This is a genomic window from Methylobacter svalbardensis, from assembly GCF_037671525.1.
Lineage (GTDB): Bacteria > Pseudomonadota > Gammaproteobacteria > Methylococcales > Methylomonadaceae > Methylobacter_A > Methylobacter_A svalbardensis.
This window is the reverse complement of the sequence record NZ_JAWPOH010000042.1, coordinates 18,198-35,322: the sequence shown is the minus strand read 5'-3', so window position 1 is coordinate 35,322 and position 17,125 is coordinate 18,198. Positions and strand designations below refer to the sequence as shown.

The window sequence follows — 17,125 nt, the reverse complement described above, 5'->3', positions numbered from 1 at the left end:
CTTCTGGAAAACATATGGTTGGGAGGGATTTGGGGCGTTTAGGGCCGACGGTTTCGCTACAGTACCGTGCTGCTGGATAATTTTCCAAGAATCAGGCTGCAAAAAATTTAAAAACTTGAACATCGAGTGTAAGGCTTGCAAATATAATCGTCGGCACCCATTTCCAGACCCAGTAAACGATCGATTTCCTCTATGCGCGCGGTAACCATAATAATCGGCACTTTGCTAAAACTGCGTAGTTCGCGGCAAATCGTCAGACCATCGCAACCCGGCAACATCAGATCCAATAACACCAGATCCGGATGCTGCTGTTTGACCCAGGGCACAACCGCATTGCCCTCGCCAAGCGTAGCGGTGGCAAAACCGGCATTTTGCAGATAATCCTCTGCCAGCTTGGCGAGCTTTTGTTCATCTTCGACGATTAAAATCAGACTGGTATCGTTTAAGGTCATGATTGCACCGGTAATTCAATGTGTATGGCGAGTCCGCCCAGAGGTGAAGTCTGAGCCTTGATAAGGCCATGATGCGCGGCGACTATGTTTCGGCAAATGGCCAGACCGAGCCCGGCGCCTCCGTGATTTCTGCTGCGCGAATGTTCGACCCGGTAAAACCGGTCGAACAATTTCTCCCTTTCCTCATCGGATACCCCCGGGGCGCTATCGGCCATATCGATGAACAAGGTATCCGCCTTTTTTGCGACAGTGATTTCCAGACGGCCGCCGCTGTCGGTATAGTTGGCGCTATTTTTCAGCACATTGCGGAACAGCTGCGATAAACGGTCCGGATCGGCATAAACACGAACAGTGCCTTGAGTGGTATCGATCAGTTGAACGCTCAGCTGTTTACTGTCGAATTCAGGCATCAGCGCAGCCAAGTCCGCTGTTAAAACGGCTATCGGATCAATAACAGCTTTTCGGTAAGTCAATGCGCCTTGGTCGGACAAGGCCAATTGATAAAGATCCTCCGTTAACCGGTTTAGCCGCATAACATCGCCGAACAAAGAATCGATGGCTGCACGGTTCATTGGACGAATACCGTCCTGCAATGCTTCCAATTCCCCGCGCAATACCGACAATGGGGTACGCAACTCATGGGAAATATCGGCAACCCAACGCCGTCTGGCCTGTTCCGACTGTTCCAGAGCGGCGGCCATTTCATTAAAATCACGCGCCAGCTGTCCGAGTTCATCGCCGGATTCGACTGGCAGGCGGACATCATAACGGCCGACGGCCAGCGCTTTGGCTGCTGCAGTAATACGCTTGATCGGCCGACCCAGAATATAGGCCAGAAAAAGTGCCAGAACGGCGGAAAGCGTTATCATTAACAGTGCAATCCAGGCGAATTCTTTAGTCTGTCTTTCCATAAACCGGAGTTCGCCGAGTTGATTGTCAGGTTTTCCCGGCAACAGTCCCAGAAAACCGACGACTCGGTCCTCATGCCTGATGGCTTGCAGCGTTAATTGCGACAGCGCTTCCGGTTGACCGAAAATAATCGATTTATCAGCGTCTAATAGCATCACCCGCATTTCCAAAGGCTTGAAGCGCCGTTTGCTAAGGGCTTCGGATTCGACGTCGGGAGGCCATCTGTTCAGCGGCTCGGTCAGTGCTTTTTTCATCCAGGGTGCCGGATGCCGGTGACGGCGGTTATCGGATTGCAGCAGCAACTGAATCCATTGTTGTTTGTTCCCGGCCAGAGGTTCCCAGCTGCCGGTATCGGCATAATAGTCGGTCAGTCCATCGATCAAGTTTGAGACCCGTTCACGTTGCCGCGTCTCAATAAGTTCATTAAAGCCCCGATCCAAGGACCAGCGCATAAACAAATACATGCCGGCCACAACCAGCAATGTGGTCAGCAGAAAAGTTAGAAATAATTTGATTCGAATGGATTTGTGCACAAAATTGCTCGTCAGTCGTATAGGGTATTGTTAGCTCAACGCAGAAAAAATAAATCTTCGTGGTGAAGATTGAATAACTATTACGCAGCAACCTCAGTCTGTTATTTTTTTAAAATCGCCACGCTGCCTGGGTACTGACAAAATTCGTGCTTTTATTAGGAGTGATCGTAAGTCGGCGCTCAATGTGTTTGTGGAGTTCAAATGCTCAGTCACCAACTGTTGGTGACGCTTTACCAAGCGAGGACCGATGTCTAATAATTTTTTTATATTCATGGCCTATGTTACTATTTTTTTCAGCTTTAAGTTGTGTAGATAGTTATGCCTGAAGATGGGGTTTTACGTGAAAATTGATAAATCGACCAACATGTTATCGATTAATACCAGACTACCGGAAATCGTTGATAAAGTTCTGGGGTCATCATTAAAGCGCTATGGAATAAGTTGACAGCTCTATATGAATAATACAAAAGACGATGTTATTTGCTACTGTACCGGAACAACTAAAGAGAAAATCAAGGAGCTTATCGCTCAGGGCATCAATGATCTGGATATGATTTCAAGGGAAACAGGCGCTTGTTCTGGGTGCGGATCTTGCGATGCGGAAATAAAAGATTTTTTAGCCGAAAACAGCTCCGGCGCATAATCCGCAAACCGTCCGGTCGGATTACTCAGTCCATTAGCAATCCAAGGACAAATAAAGGTATCTCTGGGCACGCAACACACACATCCGTGTGCGTGTTGCGCCCGAGGTGTAAATCAGCGTGCAAAAGTTCCCCTTTAATGTGAAATGAGGTCGACGCTCGAAACGGGAATGTCAGCCCAATCTCTAGGGATGTTTCTAAGCCCGAGGAATGACCTAACTATTGAAAAATGATTGAATTAGCCTTAACTACCCGACCCATTTTTTACAGTTTTCGGCGTTGCCCTTACGCAATGAGAGCTCGTCTGGCTATTGCAATAACCGGCGTTGTTGTCGAATTGAGGGAGATCGAGTTACGCGATAAACCTGGAGCGATGCTGACTGTTTCGCCTAAGGGTACTGTGCCGGTGCTGCAACTTGAGAACGGCGAGGTGATTGATGAAAGTCTGGATATTATGTTTTGGGCGTTGCGTCAGAACGATGCCGAGCATTGGCTTAATAGTGCTTGGCTACAAAATGCAGTGCAATTGATCCGACGGAATGACGAGGAATTCAAATACCATTTGGACCGATATAAATATGCAGATCGTTATCCGGCATACTCCGAGCTTTACTATAGGCAGCAAGGTGAGCTGTTTTTAACCGACCTTGAAAGACGGTTAAATCAAAGTCAATTCTTGTGCAGCGATTATTTTGCATTGGCTGATGCCACTATCTTGCCTTTTATCCGCCAGTTTGCGGCGGTCGATTCAGAGTGGTTTGAGAGCTCTCCTTATCCTGCTGTAAAGCAGTGGCTGAACAGCTTTTTAACATCCAAGTTATTTGGCGTGGCCATGACAAAATATCAATTCTGGAAGCCTTATGATCCGGTATTATTTTTTGGCAGTGAGAAAACGGGGGTTAATTAACCCCCTGTATTGATTTCCGGTTGTCGCACCTATCGACTACCGGTAGTATGTTGGTTATCTACGTAGCGCTTCCATCTAGGCCGAGCTATAAGCAAGCAAATCCCATTTCACTGCATTGAGTTGATGAAATGACAACCGGATAAGCACGGTATGATGCCTGGATAAAATTAATTACTCGAACAATACTGCATTAAAATGAAAATATCACTTATCGTCGCGATGGCGAGCAATCGGGCCATCGGCCTGAACAATCAAATGCCCTGGCATTTATCGGCCGACCTTAAAAAATTCAAAAAAATCACCATGGGCGCGCCCATTTTGATGGGCAGAAAAACCTACGAGTCGATAGGCAGGCCGCTGCCGGGGCGTACCAATATCATTATCAGCAGGAATCCGTCATACAGCCAACCGGGCTGCCTGGTGTTTAACGCTATTGAAAAGGCGCTGGAGAGTTGCCGCGATGCTGAAGAAATTTTCGTTATCGGCGGCTCGGATTTTTACAAGTCGATGCTGCCGGTTGCCGATACGCTCTACCTGACGCAAATACACCAGGAATTCCCCGGCGATACGTTTTTTCCCGAGATCGACGCAGCTCAGTGGATTGAGGTGGAGCGGGAAGATATCCGGGACGATCCTGATGCGGCGTTCAGCTACAGTTTTTTGAAGCTGGAAAAACGAAAAGGCTAGCAGTCCAAAGTCGGCTTTGGTTAACAGGTTAACCGGCTACAGCCGGATAATTTTTACCGGATTTTTTGGTTTCGGGACAATCAATGCTGAAACGCTGCACCGGTTCACCCAGTTTTAATGCAGTCAATTGGCCGCCCCAAAGACAGCCGGTATCGATGGCATAACAGTTAGGTCCCTCGTAATAGCCCAAGGTAGACCAGTGACCGAAGATAATGCGCATGTTTGCGTTTTTACGTTTAGGCGCTGCAAACCACGGAACAAGACTTTTGGGTTGAGAGCCTAAAGGCCCGCTTTGAACAAAATCCAGCCGACCATTAACATCGCAATAACGCATACGGGTAAAACAATTGATGATAAAACGCAGCTTTTCGACGCCTTTTAAGTTGGATGACCAGATATTGGGCTTGTTGCCGTACATTTGTTTTAAAAACGCCTGATAATCAGGACTTCTTAGGGCTTGTTCCGCCAGCAAGGCCATTTTTTGGGTTTTTTTAAAATCCCATTGCGGCGGAAGGCCGGCATGAACCAGGCAGAAATCATCGTTAAAATGAAATAAAGGCCTACGCCTTAACCAGTCGATTAACTCGTCCCTGTCCGGCGCTTCAAGTATCGGCAACAGCGAGTCTTTTTTATTGGCTATTTTGGGTGCGCAGGACGCGGCCAGTAAATGCAAATCATGGTTGCCGAGCACCGTGATCGCAGAATCGCCCAGCGATTTGACAAAGCGCAGGGTTTCCAGAGACTTGGGGCCGCGATTGACCAGATCACCGGCAAACCACAGTTGATCGGTGTGTTCATTAAAACAAATGGTATCGAGGAGTCTTAATAATTCATCAAAACAGCCTTGAATATCACCGATAGCATAAATAGACATTGTTAATGCAGGGTTCTTGGGATGGATAAGGTAAACCGGGGCACGTCTGCCCGGAAATTATCGCCATCATCCGAATGCATCGTATAGTCACCCTGCATGGTGCCGACCGGTGTTTCTATCATCGCGCCGCTGGTGTAACGAAAAGACTCGCCGGGTTTAAGATAAGGCTGTTCGCCGATGACGCCATCGCCTCTGACTTCCTGGGTTTTGCCATTGGAATCGGTAATCAGCCAATGACGCTGGAGCAGTTTTGCCGGTATTTTGCCGACATTGGTAATAGTGATGGTGTAGGCAAAGACATAGCGATCTTCATCCGGAGAAGATTGCGCTTCTATAAAAAGAGGTTTGGCCTCAACTATTATTTTGTTTTTTTCGTTCATTATTAGATCATATGGGTTATATAGTGTTTATTTCATCGTAACTTTTCATTAAACGCAAGTAACTATTCAGTATGAAATATAAAGACGGCTTTTTAATTCTATTATTAGTTTTGTCCACAGCGACGCATGCACAAGATGGTCAAGATTTATTTGCGGCGGCAATGATCGGCAAGATTGATAGAACAGAAGCTTTGCTGGCGCAAGGGATCGATGTTAACAGTAAAACAGCCGTCGGCCGCACTGCTTTGATGGCCGCTAGTTTTAACGGCAATGTACGCATTGTTAAGCTACTGCTGGCGTACGGAGCCGATGTCAGCCTCGCCGATAATTTAGGCGTAACAGCGTTAATGGATGCGCTGGTTTTCGGCAATGAAGACATCGTTAATTTGCTGATTGCAGCCGGAGCCGATGTGAATGCGCTGGACAAAGAAAATGTGACGGTTATGGGCCGAGCCAAAAAAACCGACCATAAAAAAGTCATTGAAATACTGGAGAAAGCCGGGGCAAAAGAAGAGGCGGAAGTGCCGATAGAAGAAGCGACCAGCAAAGACGGCGCCGCTGGAAAACCGGCAGAAAAGTCCGATACGAAGCCAGCGGACAAAAAATAACTCACTAAAGGATAAAACATTGCATATTCATATCTTAGGTATTTGCGGCACATTCATGGGCGGACTGGCCGTCATTGCGCGGCAGCTGGGGCATCAGGTCAGCGGTTCCGACCAGAATGTTTATCCGCCGATGAGCACGCAGCTGGAACAGCAAGGTATCGTATTGATGGAAGGCTATCGGGCCGAGAATCTGGACAGTCAACCTGACTTGGTGATTATCGGCAATGCCCTGTCGCGCGGCAATCCCGAAGTCGAAGCGGTACTGAATCAGGGTTTGAAATACGTATCGGGCCCACAGTGGCTGGCCGAGCATGTGTTGCACGATAAATGGGTGCTGGGCGTTGCCGGAACTCACGGTAAAACCACCACCACCAGCATGCTCAGTTGGATACTGGAGCATCAGGGTTTTAAGCCGGGTTTTTTGATCGGCGGCATCCCGTTAAATTTCGGTATTTCGGCGCGACTGGGAGCATCTGACTTTTTTGTGATCGAGGCCGATGAATACGATTCCGCATTTTTCGACAAGCGTTCAAAATTTGTCCACTATCGCCCCAGAACAGCCATCCTGAATAACCTTGAATACGACCATGCCGATATTTTTCCCGATCTGGATGCGATCAAAAAACAATTTCATCATCTGGTCAGGACGGTGCCCGGAGAGGGCTTGATAATCAGCCCTGAAGGCGACGCCAATATCAATGAGGTCTTGGCGATGGGGTGCTGGACGCCGGTTGCGAAGACTTCGATTAACTCGGACACCCAATGGAATGCCCAACTGATCAACAGCGACGGCAGCCGGTTCGAAGTGCTGATGGATAAGCAAGCGCAAGGCTATGTCGAATGGTCGTTAACCGGCGAACATAATGTCTACAACGCGCTGTCGGCGATAGTCGCCGCAAGACACATCGGCATCCTGCCCAAGGATGCGATAACCGCGCTGGGGCAGTTTAAAAATGTAAAACGTCGTATGGAAGTGATCGCAAACATCAACGGCGTGACTTTATATGATGACTTTGCCCATCATCCGACCGCGATACAAATGACGCTGGACGGCTTGCGCAAGCAGGTGGGATCAGAGCGCATCATTGCGATAGTCGAGCCGCGCTCGAACACCATGCGGCTGGGCGTACATACCAAAACCCTGGCGGAATCTCTGGCTAATGCCGATCTGGCTATCATCTACCAGCCGGAAGCGATGGGCTGGGATTTAAGTGAGCTGAAAAAGTATGCCGCTAACATTGAAATCTACCCATCGCTGGATGACATCATCGCCAGGCTTAAATCTGAAGCGCGGAACAAAGGCCATTTTGTGTTGATGAGCAACGGCAGCTTCGGCGGCATTTATCAGCGCTTGCAGGACGAGTTGAATGCTTGCGGATCACCCTTATAAACATAAATAAAAGGCCTAAATCCGAATGCACATACAACAAGCCCTGCAAGCCCTGCTGAACAAACAAAACCTCAGTTCCGATGAAATGCGCGAGGTGATGCGGCAAATCATGAGCGGCAATGCCACCGATGCGCAAATCGGCGGCTTCCTGATCGCGCTGCGCTGTAAAGGCGAAACCATCGACGAAATTGCCGCTGCTGCCGAAGTGATGCGCGAACTGGCGTCCAAAGTGGCAGTAAAAGGCGAGCATGTCATCGACACCTGCGGCACCGGCGGCGATGGCGCCAATACCTTTAACATCTCCACCACCTGCGCCTTTGTCGTCGCCGCAGCCGGCGGGCAGGTTGCCAAACACGGCAACCGTTCCGTGTCCAGCAGTTGCGGCAGCGCCGACGTACTGGAAGCCGCCGGCGTTAATCTGGATTTAACCGCCGAGCAAGTCGCGCATTGCGTCAATGAAATCGGCGTGGGCTTTTTATTTGCGCCTAAACATCACGGCGCAATGAAGCATACCAGCAATGCCCGTAAAGAAATGGGCGTCAGAACCCTGTTCAATCTCTTAGGCCCGTTATCCAATCCCGCCGGAGCACCGAACCAGCTGATCGGCGTATTTGATCGACACTGGGTAGAGCTGCTGGCGCAGGTGTTAAAAAAACTCGGCAGCCGGCATGTGCTGGTGGTCAATGCCGATGATGGCTTGGATGAAATCAGCATCGCCTCGCCGTCAACCATTGCCGAGCTTAAAGACGGAGTCGTCACCCGCTACACAGTTACACCGGAACAGTTCGGTTTCAATCGTGCCAGTCTGGCCGAATTGGCCGTTGATGGTGCAGCCTCCAGTCTGGTGATGGTAAAATCGGTGCTGGACAATAAAGCCGGAGCGGCCAGAGATATAGTGGTGCTCAATGCCGGGGCGGCAATTTACGCGGCCAATATCACCGATTCCTTAAGCGCGGGTGTAGAAAAAGCCCAAGAGCTTATCGCCAGCGGCGCGGCCAAAGCCAAATTCGAGGCGTTGATCGCCTACTCAAAAACTTCATAAAACGACCAGAGACCATGACCGATACCCCAGATATTTTAAAAAAAATCCTCTATAAAAAAGCCGAAGAGGTAGCCCGACGCAGAACAGGCATGACCATCGCCAATCTGGAAGAAATTGCCGGAGGCGTAGAAAGTCCGCGCGGATTTTATAACGCGCTGCACAGCAAGGTATTGGCAAAAAAACCGGCCATCATTGCGGAAATCAAAAAAGCCTCGCCCAGCAAAGGCGTGATCAGGGCGGATTTTAATCCGATCTCGATTGGACAGGATTACGCGATGAACGGCGCGACCTGTTTGTCGGTATTAACTGATAAGGAGTTTTTTCAGGGTTCTGAAGTCTATCTGCAAATGGTCAGAGAGCGCTGCCCGTTGCCGGTGCTCCGAAAAGATTTCATGATCGATCCCTATCAAATCTATGAGGCCCGCGCCTTGGGCGCCGACTGCATCTTGCTGATCGTCGCCGCTTTGGCAGACAGCCAAATGCACGAGCTGTCGGACGCCGCAAGCAAACTGGGCATGGATGTGTTGGTGGAAGTTCACAATGCGGAAGAACTGCAAAGAGCGCTAACGCTGGACACCAAACTGATCGGCATCAACAACCGCAACCTGCGTACTTTTGAAACGTCATTGCAGACCACGCTGGCTTTAAAAGCCGATATCCCGGAAGACCGGTTAATCATCACCGAAAGCGGCATTCATACGCACGAAGACGTGCAGCTGATGCTGGATAATGACATCTATGCTTTCCTGGTCGGCGAAGTGTTTATGCGGGCAGAAAGCCCTGGGCAGAAGATGAAGGAGTTGTTTGCTTTGTAGGTCGAACGGTAAGATGTTGATTCCTTTCATGGTGAATCCTTCGACTAAGCTCAGGTGAGCCATGAATGGAACCAACTTTTGCAGCATTTCGTAGTAGGCTGTCGGATTAATAGAGCAAACCAACGCGTCTAAGCCAGGTTAAAATTCAAAAAAAATCTCGGTAATAGACAATTAAGTTGTACGGCAATTTTATTCTGGCTAGAAAATGCTTATTTTTCAGCTTCGACGTTTGTATCTGTAGCGGGTCTGCTTGGGCCTACACCTGAGTCACATGCAGCAAGGGCCGATACAGCAATAATTAACAACAAAAAATGGCTGATTTTTTTCATAGGATTTCTCTGATTATGATAATGGAAATACCGCCACTTTTTATAAAGCAGTGGCAGAAAAGAGGACGTAAAGTCCTTGATGGATCGGAAGCCAGTATGACAGTTATAAATAAATATATCAAAAATATTGTGGTATATAGGTAGTCCTATGCATTGTGCAGTCAATTTTAATGCCGTAGTATTTAAGTCCTGTGTAATCGTGAGCGTTAGACCTTGATGGCAAAGGAGGATTGATGATGACAATAGAAATGCTGCGTGGATTTTTAGGGTGGTCTACCCTGATCAATTTAGGCTTCGTATGTTACTGGTTTTTCTTTATCATGTTTGCGCATGACTGGGCGTACAGGCTTCACAACCGGTGGTTTACCTTGTCGGTTGAGCGCTTCGATTCCATTCATTATGCGGGCATGGCTTTATATAAAATGGGCATACTGATGTTTAATCTGGTGCCTTATTTGGCCTTGCTGATTATCAGTTGAATAAAGCACTGACTCAGAGTAAAGCCTATGGGATAACCTTTTGTTATCTTCCCTCTTAAAATTAGTGTCCTGAGCTGACAGATAAAGGTTTCAAAAAATGAAAGCCGCAAATCCCATTGGTGTTTTCGATTCAGGCGTTGGCGGATTATCCGTTCTGCAAGCGATTCGCAGAGCGCTGCCGGGCGAACATCTATTGTATGTAGCCGATTCGGCCTATGCACCGTATGGCGATAAATCCCAGCAATTCATCGAAGCCCGGTCAATTGCTATTAGCCAGTTTTTAGTGAGCCAAAACGTCAAAGCCATCGTCGTTGCCTGCAATACGGCAACCGGCGCGGCGGTCACAACGTTGCGCTCAAAATTTGCTGTGCCGATTATTGCAATGGAGCCTGCGGTAAAACCGGCGACGGCGAACACCCAATCAGGGGTAATCGGCATTCTGGCGACCAGTCGAACCTTGGCTAGCGATAATTTTGTGCGGTTGTTTGCACGACATGGCACTAATGTGGAGATACTAGGTCAGGCCTGTCCCGGTTTGGTTGAACAAGTGGAAGCGGGTGATTTGTCCGGCAACACAACTCGATTATTGCTGGAGCGCTATGTGCGTCCGTTATTGGAGCAGGGCGCCGATACTCTGGTGTTGGGCTGTACCCATTACCCGTTTTTGGCACCACTGATACAGGAGATAGCAGGGTCCAAGGTTGCCGTCATCGATTCCGCTGCCGCAGTTGCACGGGAGTTGCGCCGCCGTCTTGAAGCGGATCATTTGTTGGCAGACTCGGCTAGGATAGGGACGGAATATTTTTGGACTAGCGGTACTCTGGAAAAAGCGCAGGCGTTGGTTGCTCAATTATGGCAAGTAGATGTCGAGGTATGTGTTTTACCATCTCATTAGCCTACGCTGATTTGATCAAAACTATTCACCTGCCGGTGTTCGGCTTGCGGGTCGGGTGCGTTGTCCCGAGTCAACCAGATGGTTTCAAAACCTGCGGCTTTGGCCGCATCCAGTTCTTCTTTAATGTCCGATAAAAATAACAGCTGGTTCGCCGGTATCGCCAGTTGTTCGGCTATGTTGCGATACGATTGTTGTTCTTTTTTGCCGCCGATATGGGTGTCGAAATAGCCGGAAAATAACGGCGTCAAGTCGCCGTATTCGGTATGCGCGAACAGCAGTTTTTGCGCGTAAACCGAGCCGGATGAATAGATGTATAAATCCAGTCCGTTAGCTTTCCATTCTTTGAGTTTTTCAGCGGCATCGGCATACAGATGGCCTTTGAAATCGCCCTGCCGGTAACCGGCTTCCCAGATCAGGCCTTGCAAGGACTTTAACGGCGTGACTTTTTTATCTTCGTCTAGCCATTGGATCAATTGGGCGATGATTTGCTCAATAGACAATCCTGAGCCGACTTCTTTGCAGACATCTTCCAGCAGTGGCTTAACCTGCGGCTCATTTTCATGGCTGCGGATAAAACCCGGCAGATTGGCGCGCGCATACGGAAACAGCACATCCTTAACAAATAAAATCGATGAGGTCGTGCCTTCGATATCGGTGACGATGGCTTTAATCATGACAGCTCGGCAACGTATTGATCAAGTGTGGGGAAAGATTTGGCAATGTCGCTGCCGGTAAAGTCGGCCACCCAGCCGTCCGGCGTGGTAAACAGGCGGATGCATTTAAATTTGGGATTTTCGCCCATATCGAACCAGTGCGTGGTGTTGGCCGGTACGCTGATTAAATCGCCTTGCTCGCACAGCACGGCATAGACTTTATCGTCGACGTGCAGGTAAAACAGGCCGCGGCCCTCGATAAAAAAGCGCACTTCAAAATCGGCATGGATGTGTTCGGACAGAAACTTCTGCCGGAACGCGGCTTTGTCGGGATGATCCGGATGTAAACTGATCACATCAACGGATTGAAAACGGTATTGCTGTTTCAGGCGGTCGATGGAATCGCTGTAGGCGGCCAACACGGTGTCCTGATCGGCGTCGGCGGCCAATTTGCCGTTGGCTGTCCAGCGTTCAAACTGCACGCCTATGGCATTCAGCCGGTTTTGGATGGCGCTAAACTCGGTGAATGTTTCGCCAAGTTGGTCGCATCGGTTCCCTACCGATTGCGACACTTCCGCCATCCTTGGCAGTCGAGGTTGATTATCGGGATAAACGGTTAATGCGCTCATGATCTTTTGACTCCTTATGGTCTTCGGTAATCTCGTAAAGGCGAATGAATTAGCCCCAACTGTATATTTTATGTGGGGGCGACTTTAGCCGCCCTGGGCGAATGAATTCGCCCCTACAAACGCTACCTCCTGCATCCATGCAGTCGCAATTCACAATCAAATAAAAATTCCAGCGCCTCAAGATGACGCAATGTTTCCTGCACCGAACTGCCCCAGGTATAAAGCCCGTGTCCGGCAATGATATAGGCATAGATGGCGCCGTGTTGGTCCAGGTATTGTTCCACTTGCCCGGCCAGACGGGGGATATTCTGGTCGTTGGCAAAAATCGGGATAACAACCCGGCTTTCGTGGGTATCAATGCCGGCCAGCGCTTTTAACAGCTCGTAATCTTCCAGCGCGATTTCGGACTTGAACAGCCGTGAACACAGCGTGGCATTAATCGAATGCGGGTGCAGTACCGACTGGATTTCCGGGAAACGTTTATATAGCGAGGTATGCAGCAGCGTTTCCGCCGACGGTTTTTTACCGTCCAGGGAGTTGGCGTCGCTATCGATCAGCATAATATCGTCCAGCTGTAACCGGCCTTTGTGTTTGCCGGAAACGGTAATGGCAATAGTGCCGTCAGGCAGGCGTGCGGAAAAATTGCCGCTGGTCGCGGGCACCCAGCCCTTGCTGTCGATAAATCGACCGGCATCGATTAACTGATTGGCCAGGATGAGAAAGTCTTCGGTATAGGTCATGTCGGTTGATAATTGTCGGGGGTTAAACGTTACGAGCGGGGTTGCAAACCCCGCCCAGCACAAGAAACGTAACGGACCGAGTTGCAAGCCCCATTCGGCATAGAAAAAATTTAAGCCTTAAGCTGATGGCTGCGATGGGGTATTTTCCACTCCGCCGGTACTTGCCAATTGTTTACCCAATCCGCCAGCTCGGAGGCCGGCATAGGTTTGGCAATGCCGTAGCCTTGTGCCAGGTAGCAGCCCATTTGCAAAAGGGCGATGCCGTGTTCAATTGATTCCACACCCTCGGCGATAACTTGTCGCCGGAAAGATTCGGCCAAACCGATGACGCCTTGTACGATGGCTAAATCATCCTCGTCTTCCAGCATATCACGGACAAAGGACTGGTCAATTTTTAGCGTCTCCACAGGCAGATGTTTGAGGTAACTGAGCGAGGAATAGCCAGTGCCAAAATCATCCAGTGCAAACTGTACGCCCAATGTCTGACAGTCTTTAATAACCTGGGAGGTCAGCGATAAATCGATTAACGCTTGGGTTTCCAGTATTTCCAGCTCGAAATGAGCCGGTTTAGTAGTGGGATAGCGCTCGAATGCGTAATAGAGTTGCAGAACGAAATCTTCCGATTGCAACGATTTGGCGGTAATGTTGACACTGATTTGGAGTTGCAATCCCTGACGTTGCCAATGCGCCATGTGCTGCAATGCGGTGTCGATAACCCAGGCATCGAGTTTGATTGCAAAAACGTCATTTTCAAGCAGCGGCAGAAAATCACCCGGCATGACTAGGCCGCGTTCAGGATGCCGCCAGCGTATCAAGGCTTCTGCACCGAACACGATACCCCGTTGCATATCGACTTTGGGCTGGAAAAAAAGTTCGAATTCTTCGTTTTCAAACGCCTGTTCAATGCGATTTAACGCTTCGCGATGCGCGTGAAGTTGGCGATCCAGCTCCAGGTTATAAATATGAAAGCAGTTTTTTCCTTCCAGTTTGGCCTTATACATGGCTTGATCGGCATGCCGTAACAGCGTATCCGGGTCGGTGTTATCTTCGGTAGCCGCTACTGCATCGGTGCAGTCTCCCGGAAAAATACTGATACCAATACTGGCAGATACTGAGACGGTCTGGCTGCCTATCGCAACAGGTTTACTAATGACTTGTAGCAGGCGATGTAAAGTGATCTCGCAATCTTCAACCTCTTCCAGTCCCAGCAACAAAAATACAAACTCATCGCCGCCTAAACGGGCAACGGTATCGCCTTCGCGCAGGGCATTTTTAATGCGCCGGGCAACTTCGATCAGCAGCTGGTCGCCCGCTTCATGCCCCAGTGTATCGTTAACCGGTTTAAAGCCGTCCAGGTCAAGATAACCCACCGCCATTAAGCAGTTGTCACGCTTGGTTTGGGCAAGCGCCAGATGCATGCGGTCCGCTAATAGAATCCGGTTCGGCACTCCGGTGAGCGGGTCATAATGAGCAACAAGCTCCAGTTTTCGCGCCTGTTCTTTAAGCGCGGAAATATCTGAAGAGGTGCCTATGTAATGCGTTATCTTGCCTTGCTTGTCGGTAACCGTAGAAATGGTAAGCATTTCTGCGAATATTTCGCCGCCTTTCTTGCGGTTCCAAATCTCGCCGCGCCAGTAGCCTTGCCGGTTGATGGCTTGCCACATCGTCTCATAGTAGCAGTCGTCGTGAAGTCCGGATTTGAGCAGGCTTGGCGTTTTACCCAGCACCTCGTCCCGCGAATAGCCCGTTATGCGGGTGAATGCCGGGTTCAAATCGATAATAGTACGCCGGGCATCGGTAATCATAATGCCTTCCTGAATGCTGGAAAAAACGCTGGCAGCCATATGCTGCGCTTCTTCAACCTGTTTTCGTTTACTGATTTCACGTCGTAAGCGCATATTCCAGCCGACAATCATAAGCAGTAGCAATAAAGCCGCCGCCGCATAAAGCAGCAGTGTTTCGGTTTTGAAACCGGGGTCATAAGTCAAACTCATCCAGCGATTCTGGATGGTTTCCTTTTCAGACAAGGGAATGTCGGCCAGCGCTTTGTCAAGTAGGGTTATTAGTTCAGGATTAGTCTTGGTAGCGGCCATTCGGTGCCAGTTTTTGTAACCGGTATCACCGGAAAAGCTGAGATTAAGCATGCCGTCTCTTTTAACTGCGAAGTTGGCCGAAGCGGCGTCACCAACATAGGCATTCGCCTTGCCGCTGCCGACTAGGGTCAAGGCATCGTGTACATTTTCTGCGGGAATCAGGTGTATCTCAGGATGATCGTGTCTTAGCAGTTCTTGCATGAAGTAGCCTTTTTCCAACGCCACCTGCTTGCCTTCAAGACGATCCAGCGTACCGATAAAACCGTTATTATTATCGCTGATAATGAGGGTAGGGCTATGTAGATAGGCTTCGGTAAAATTTAAATAACGCTCGCGTTCGGCGGTTTTATTGGCGTTGGCAATCATATCCAGCTCGCCGCGTTGCGCCATGGCAATGATTTCAGCCCAGGATTTATCCTTCACAATCTCAAGTTTCACGCCTAGCCGTTGCTCGACCAAAGCAATATAGTCGGCGCTCAGGCCGACATAATCACCTTTGGCATCTAGCCATTCGTAAGGCGCAAAATCGCGGTCTATGCCGACGCGAATAACCGGATGCGCTTGTAACCAAGCCTGTTCGGCCGGGGTGAAATCAAGCTTGCTTGGCTTTATCCGTTGGTAAATAAAGCCATCCAGATGATCGATTGAACGGATCAGGCCCAGTTGCCGATAAGTATCGGCAATGCGTTGAAAGCGCTTGATGTCGGTGTGACCGACGGGGATAGTCTCCGGTAAAATCATCTTTACCGTTGCTTCTGCCTCAAAACGCAAGTGCTCGGCAGAAAGCCGGTTACCGGAGTTGTATTTGTCGAGAATAATCCGGATCAGTTCATCCTGATGATTGAGCGCATAATCCCAGCCTTTGAGCGAGGCGCGCAGGAAGCGCTGAGTTCTGTCCGGATGCCGGTTTATTTCCTGTTCCGTGGTAAACAGATTGTCGCCCAAGAAATCTACGCCGTAATTGCGTGGATCGATGATGTTGATTTCGATACCCTTCTGTTTGAAGTAATCGACCTGATCGGTCAGATAGCCAATCAGTGCATCGGTTTTGCCGGTGATCAGGTCGTCGGGATTGAAGGAATTATCCAAATGGGTCAAGTCATCTGCTGATATGCCGGTTTCATAAAGCATGGCTCGTAGTGGCGCATTGTCATAACTGTCCTCCATGATACGTTTGCCCTTAAGCTCGTAAGGGCTGACGATGCCGGACCTTTTCAAGGTAAGGTACACCAGCGGGTTGTGCTGAAAAATGGAGGCCAAAACCACCACCGGCTTGCCGATCAGCCGCTGTTGCAATAGGCTGGTATCGGCTACGCCGTATTGAGATTCATTTTTTAGAACCTGCTCAATGTTACTGATTTTGGGAATGCGCTGATGGATAGTGACATCCAGATTTTCTTCAGCGTAAAAGCCTTTTTCCTTGGCCGCGTAGTAGCCGGCGAACTGGAAAGAATGCAACCATTTGAGCTGCAGAGAGACTTGTTCGGCAGGTTCGGCCAATAAGGGTGATGAACTCAGTACCAGACACAATAAAGTGATCAGCCGGAAAAAAGGCATAAGCATCAGGGCGTGAAAGTAGGTGATTCTAGCATTTCGGTATAGTGCTGTTCAGATTATTATAAGCAGTAGTTTTAAATTAAATACCTGATGTTACGCACTGTCCACGAAAAGCACGAAAGCCGCGAAAAAATGTAGAGCCATATATTCGGTGTAATGCCAATTATTCATTCATATCAATGTGACTAGAACTGGCATTCATGCCAGCATAACAATACTAGTCAAGGTTTATTGTAACCAGGATGCACTTTCTACATGCTTTATGTACCCCATTTATTTTTCGTGCTTTTTGTGTTTTTCGTGGACTATGATTTTTTATGGTACGCGCGTAACATTAGTTAAATACGCTGTAAAACAGCTTTGAATATTGACCGTTTACAGCGTAAGTTTTAGCCGATTAACCTTGTCTACACATTGGTCGGCGACAAAGCGCTTTGAATAGTCGCGAGAGAATATCATTTTTATCGAAATGTTAATTCTAAATTATTACCGGAGTTGCAATAATGAGCGAC

Annotated in this window: 17 protein-coding genes; 9 read left to right on the top strand and 8 right to left on the bottom strand. The window is 48.9% G+C overall.

Annotation, left to right across the window (positions count from 1 at the left end; translation table 11 throughout):
- Positions 1–107 precede the first annotated feature (107 nt).
- Together RW114_RS14630 and RW114_RS14625 are read right to left on the bottom strand one after the other, a co-directional pair.
- Positions 108–452, bottom strand: coding sequence for a response regulator (locus RW114_RS14630; protein ID WP_479687034.1), 345 nt, complete (start codon positions 450–452; stop codon positions 108–110).
- Positions 449–1,894 carry an ATP-binding protein gene (locus RW114_RS14625; protein WP_340123497.1) on the bottom strand — a complete coding sequence of 482 codons (1,446 nt, stop codon included), beginning with the start codon at positions 1,892–1,894 and terminating at the stop codon, positions 449–451. The genes RW114_RS14630 and RW114_RS14625 overlap by 4 nt, the downstream gene beginning before the upstream one ends.
- 454 nt (positions 1,895–2,348) lie before the next feature.
- On the opposite strand from RW114_RS14625, the gene RW114_RS14620 reads away from it, so the two are divergent.
- The 3 genes from RW114_RS14620 (at position 2,349) to RW114_RS14610 (ending at position 4,129) form a co-directional block, all read left to right on the top strand.
- Positions 2,349–2,537 (top strand): (2Fe-2S)-binding protein, encoded by a 189-nt coding sequence (locus RW114_RS14620; RefSeq protein ID WP_340123496.1) that lies wholly within the window; start codon positions 2,349–2,351, stop codon positions 2,535–2,537.
- Positions 2,538–2,764: 227 nt separating this feature from the next.
- Positions 2,765–3,442 (top strand): glutathione S-transferase, encoded by a 678-nt coding sequence (locus RW114_RS14615; protein WP_340123495.1) that lies wholly within the window; start codon positions 2,765–2,767, stop codon positions 3,440–3,442.
- A 195-nt stretch (positions 3,443–3,637) separates the two neighbouring features.
- Positions 3,638–4,129, top strand: coding sequence for a dihydrofolate reductase (locus RW114_RS14610; protein WP_340123494.1), 492 nt, complete (start codon positions 3,638–3,640; stop codon positions 4,127–4,129).
- 28 nt (positions 4,130–4,157) lie between these two features.
- Here RW114_RS14610 and RW114_RS14605 read toward each other — a convergent pair whose 3' ends face one another.
- Complete coding sequence (locus tag RW114_RS14605) at positions 4,158–5,003, bottom strand: symmetrical bis(5'-nucleosyl)-tetraphosphatase (RefSeq protein ID WP_340123493.1); 846 nt, start codon at positions 5,001–5,003, stop codon at positions 4,158–4,160.
- 2 nt (positions 5,004–5,005) lie between these two features.
- A complete protein-coding gene (gene apaG / locus RW114_RS14600) occupies positions 5,006–5,383 on the bottom strand; it encodes a Co2+/Mg2+ efflux protein ApaG (RefSeq protein WP_340123492.1) in 378 nt (125 codons plus the stop codon).
- A 71-nt stretch (positions 5,384–5,454) separates the two neighbouring features.
- On the opposite strand from apaG, the gene RW114_RS14595 reads away from it, so the two are divergent.
- From RW114_RS14595 to murI, 6 genes are all read left to right on the top strand, one after another.
- Positions 5,455–5,991 (top strand): ankyrin repeat domain-containing protein, encoded by a 537-nt coding sequence (locus RW114_RS14595; protein WP_340123491.1) that lies wholly within the window; start codon positions 5,455–5,457, stop codon positions 5,989–5,991.
- A 19-nt stretch (positions 5,992–6,010) separates the two neighbouring features.
- Positions 6,011–7,381 (top strand): UDP-N-acetylmuramate:L-alanyl-gamma-D-glutamyl-meso-diaminopimelate ligase, encoded by a 1,371-nt coding sequence (gene mpl, locus RW114_RS14590; RefSeq protein ID WP_340123490.1) that lies wholly within the window; start codon positions 6,011–6,013, stop codon positions 7,379–7,381.
- A 25-nt stretch (positions 7,382–7,406) separates the two neighbouring features.
- Positions 7,407–8,423: an anthranilate phosphoribosyltransferase gene (trpD, locus tag RW114_RS14585; protein WP_340123489.1), complete on the top strand. Its 1,017-nt coding sequence runs from the start codon at positions 7,407–7,409 to the stop codon at positions 8,421–8,423.
- Between the two features lie 14 nt (positions 8,424–8,437).
- On the top strand, positions 8,438–9,238 hold the full coding sequence (gene trpC, locus RW114_RS14580) for an indole-3-glycerol phosphate synthase TrpC (protein WP_340123488.1): 801 nt from the start codon (positions 8,438–8,440) through the stop codon (positions 9,236–9,238).
- A 562-nt stretch (positions 9,239–9,800) separates the two neighbouring features.
- Entirely contained in the window at positions 9,801–10,046 is a 246-nt protein-coding gene (locus RW114_RS14575; RefSeq protein WP_340123487.1) for a DUF6868 family protein, read from the top strand.
- Between the two features lie 97 nt (positions 10,047–10,143).
- Positions 10,144–10,941: a glutamate racemase gene (gene murI / locus RW114_RS14570; RefSeq protein WP_340123486.1), complete on the top strand. Its 798-nt coding sequence runs from the start codon at positions 10,144–10,146 to the stop codon at positions 10,939–10,941.
- Here the strand turns inward: murI and mtnC are convergent.
- From mtnC to RW114_RS14550, 4 genes are all read right to left on the bottom strand, one after another.
- Positions 10,938–11,615, bottom strand: a complete 678-nt coding sequence (gene mtnC, locus RW114_RS14565; RefSeq protein WP_340123485.1) for an acireductone synthase — start codon at positions 11,613–11,615, stop codon at positions 10,938–10,940. The two genes, murI and mtnC, sit on opposite strands and share 4 nt — an antisense overlap.
- Positions 11,612–12,223, bottom strand: a complete 612-nt coding sequence (locus RW114_RS14560; RefSeq protein ID WP_340123484.1) for a 1,2-dihydroxy-3-keto-5-methylthiopentene dioxygenase — start codon at positions 12,221–12,223, stop codon at positions 11,612–11,614. The genes mtnC and RW114_RS14560 overlap by 4 nt, the downstream gene beginning before the upstream one ends.
- A gap of 122 nt (positions 12,224–12,345) precedes the next feature.
- The gene (locus RW114_RS14555; RefSeq protein WP_340123483.1) at positions 12,346–12,963 is read right to left on the bottom strand and encodes a methylthioribulose 1-phosphate dehydratase; all 618 of its coding nucleotides are present in this window, start codon (positions 12,961–12,963) and stop codon (positions 12,346–12,348) included.
- A 110-nt stretch (positions 12,964–13,073) separates the two neighbouring features.
- Complete coding sequence (locus RW114_RS14550) at positions 13,074–16,619, bottom strand: EAL domain-containing protein (protein ID WP_340123481.1); 3,546 nt, start codon at positions 16,617–16,619, stop codon at positions 13,074–13,076.
- Between the last annotated feature and the right edge of the window lie 506 nt (positions 16,620–17,125).